This is a genomic window from Streptomyces sp. NPDC058157 (assembly GCF_042884105.1).
Lineage (GTDB): Bacteria > Actinomycetota > Actinomycetes > Streptomycetales > Streptomycetaceae > Streptomyces.
In genome coordinates this window covers 1-1,799 of sequence record NZ_JBHVUQ010000422.1, presented here as the reverse complement: position 1 = coordinate 1,799, position 1,799 = coordinate 1, and the positions used below count along the sequence as shown (strand labels likewise).

3 protein-coding genes are annotated in these 1,799 nt (G+C 67.7%); all 3 read right to left on the bottom strand.

Annotated elements, in window-relative coordinates; all coding sequences use genetic code 11:
• Positions 1–391: 391 nt before the first annotated feature.
• The 3 genes from ACFVXK_RS38540 to ACFVXK_RS38530 are packed head-to-tail and all read right to left on the bottom strand — an operon-like array spanning position 392 to position 1,309.
• The gene (locus ACFVXK_RS38540; RefSeq protein ID WP_389622042.1) at positions 392–715 is read right to left on the bottom strand and encodes a hypothetical protein; all 324 of its coding nucleotides are present in this window, start codon (positions 713–715) and stop codon (positions 392–394) included.
• On the bottom strand, positions 712–1,080 hold the full coding sequence (locus ACFVXK_RS38535) for a DUF6247 family protein (protein WP_389622039.1): 369 nt from the start codon (positions 1,078–1,080) through the stop codon (positions 712–714). Before ACFVXK_RS38535 ends, ACFVXK_RS38540 begins: the two co-directional genes overlap by 4 nt.
• Positions 1,081–1,114: 34 nt before the next feature.
• Positions 1,115–1,309 carry a type II toxin-antitoxin system Phd/YefM family antitoxin gene (locus ACFVXK_RS38530; RefSeq protein ID WP_389622036.1) on the bottom strand — a complete coding sequence of 65 codons (195 nt, stop codon included), beginning with the start codon at positions 1,307–1,309 and terminating at the stop codon, positions 1,115–1,117.
• Positions 1,310–1,799 lie beyond the last annotated feature (490 nt).

The following is a 1,799-nucleotide window of genomic DNA, read 5'->3' as shown; positions in this document are numbered from 1 at the left end:
CGCTTCGCGATCGCCTGCGGCGACCCTTGACAGACCGTCCCGCCACGGAAAAACGAAGACTGCCGGGAAACCCCCAAAGGAACGGGACGGAGGATCAATGGACATACGGCCGGATCAGGGACCAGCCGGGGTCGTCGGGGGCCGGCAGACATCCCTTCCGGGGCGATGCCAGTGCCCTCCGGGGCCGCCCCCACGCGCCAGATCGCTACGCGCTCCTCCCGTCTCAGCGTCTACCAGCCGCCTGTGGCCGCTGCTGTCGCCGAAGGACGACGGATTCGTCATCCGGGGCCGGTGGGCGCGACACATCGCTACGCGCTCCTCTGATCTCGGCGTCCGACGGCCGTCTCGGCCTGATACCTGCACCAAAGGACGAACAGGGCGGCAGCCGGTCTCACGCCCAGAAGGCGTCGGTAACGGTGATCTGGGGCTCTGCGTGGCGGCGGATGAAGGTGAAGACGAGCCATCCGCGACCACCCGCAAGGTCGGCGATATGAGGGCCACCTGGACTGGTCGAGGCCAAGGGGCGGACAGTGAGCCAGTGGGGCAGACCGATGTCGGTGTCGATGCTACGGAAGTAGGGATCGGTGGCGGTGATCAGTTCGGCCCTGGCCGACAGGATGAGCTCCCTGCCGTCGGCAGGCATGTCGTCGAACTCCTGGCGGGCTTCGAGGGTCCAATCCATCTGCCAGGGCGGGGACGGGGGGTCATCCGTCACTGACCGGGCTCCACGGTTGCTGCGGTCCGCCGCAGGCGGCTGTACTCGCCCAGGAGGCGGGCGGACTCCTGCGGATCTTCGCACTTCGAAGCACGGGCCTCGAGGTCGCGCAGGTGAGCCTCCAGGCCAGGGTCGCGGGCGATGGCGTACTGGGTCCACCACAGCCGCATGAACGCCGGCACCGGAGTGAGGTTGAAAGCATCCCCGATCGCGCGCCGCCAGTGAGCCTCGAAGTCAGGCAGGAGGTGGGGTGCGTGCTCTTGGATGGCAAGACGCAGGGCCTGAGGTGTGCGTTCGGGCATTGGCGGGATGCGACGGGCCCGGCCGTCGCCGGGTCCGTCGAATTGCACGGGCTGCGCTGTCATGACGTAGGGGCTCCCGATGTGTGCCCGGACCGGCTCAGGCCGCGTCCTGGTCGGCTGACGCGGCATTCGCCAGTTGCTGGTAGTGCTCGAACCATTCGGCGGGCACCAGGTAGGCGAGGGTCTTGCCCTTGCGGGTGATCGCCGCAGGTTCGAGCGCGATCCTCGTTCGGTCGAGGATCTCGCCCATCTGCTTGCGGAGGTCGATCGTCGTGTAGGTCCTCGTCTCCATGCCTCACACACTACTCGGAACTATCATAGTTGCGATAGTTCGATCACCGCCCCGAACCGACAGCAACCCGAATCCAGCCGTGGACGCCGAGTCGGCAGGGGCAGGTAGCGATCTGACGCGCCCCTGGCGCCGGATGTCGCCCTGTTCGCCATGTGGTGCAGGTGTCAGCCCAAGGCGGCCGTCGGACGCCGAGATCAGAGGAGCGCGTAGCGATGTGGCGCGCCCACCGGCCCCGGATGACGAATCCGTTGTCCTTTGGCGACAGCAGCGGCCACAGGCGGCTGGTAGACGCTGAGAGGGGAGGAGCGCGTAGCGATCTGGCGCGTGGGGGCGGCCCCGGAGGGGATGGATGTCGGCCCGGAAGGGATGTCTGCCGGCCCCCGACGACCCCGGCTGGTCCCTGATCCGGCCGTATGTCCATGGATCCTCCGTCCCGTTCCTTTGGGGGTTTCCCGGCAGTCTTCGTTTTTCCGTGGCGGGACGGTCTGTC

Coding starts and splice junctions, on each gene's coding strand:
- ACFVXK_RS38535 (WP_389622039.1), bottom strand. CDS start 1,080: ATGACAGCGCAGCCCGTGCAATTCGACGGACCCGGCGACGGCCGGGCC.
- ACFVXK_RS38530 (WP_389622036.1), bottom strand. CDS start 1,309: ATGGAGACGAGGACCTACACGACGATCGACCTCCGCAAGCAGATGGGC.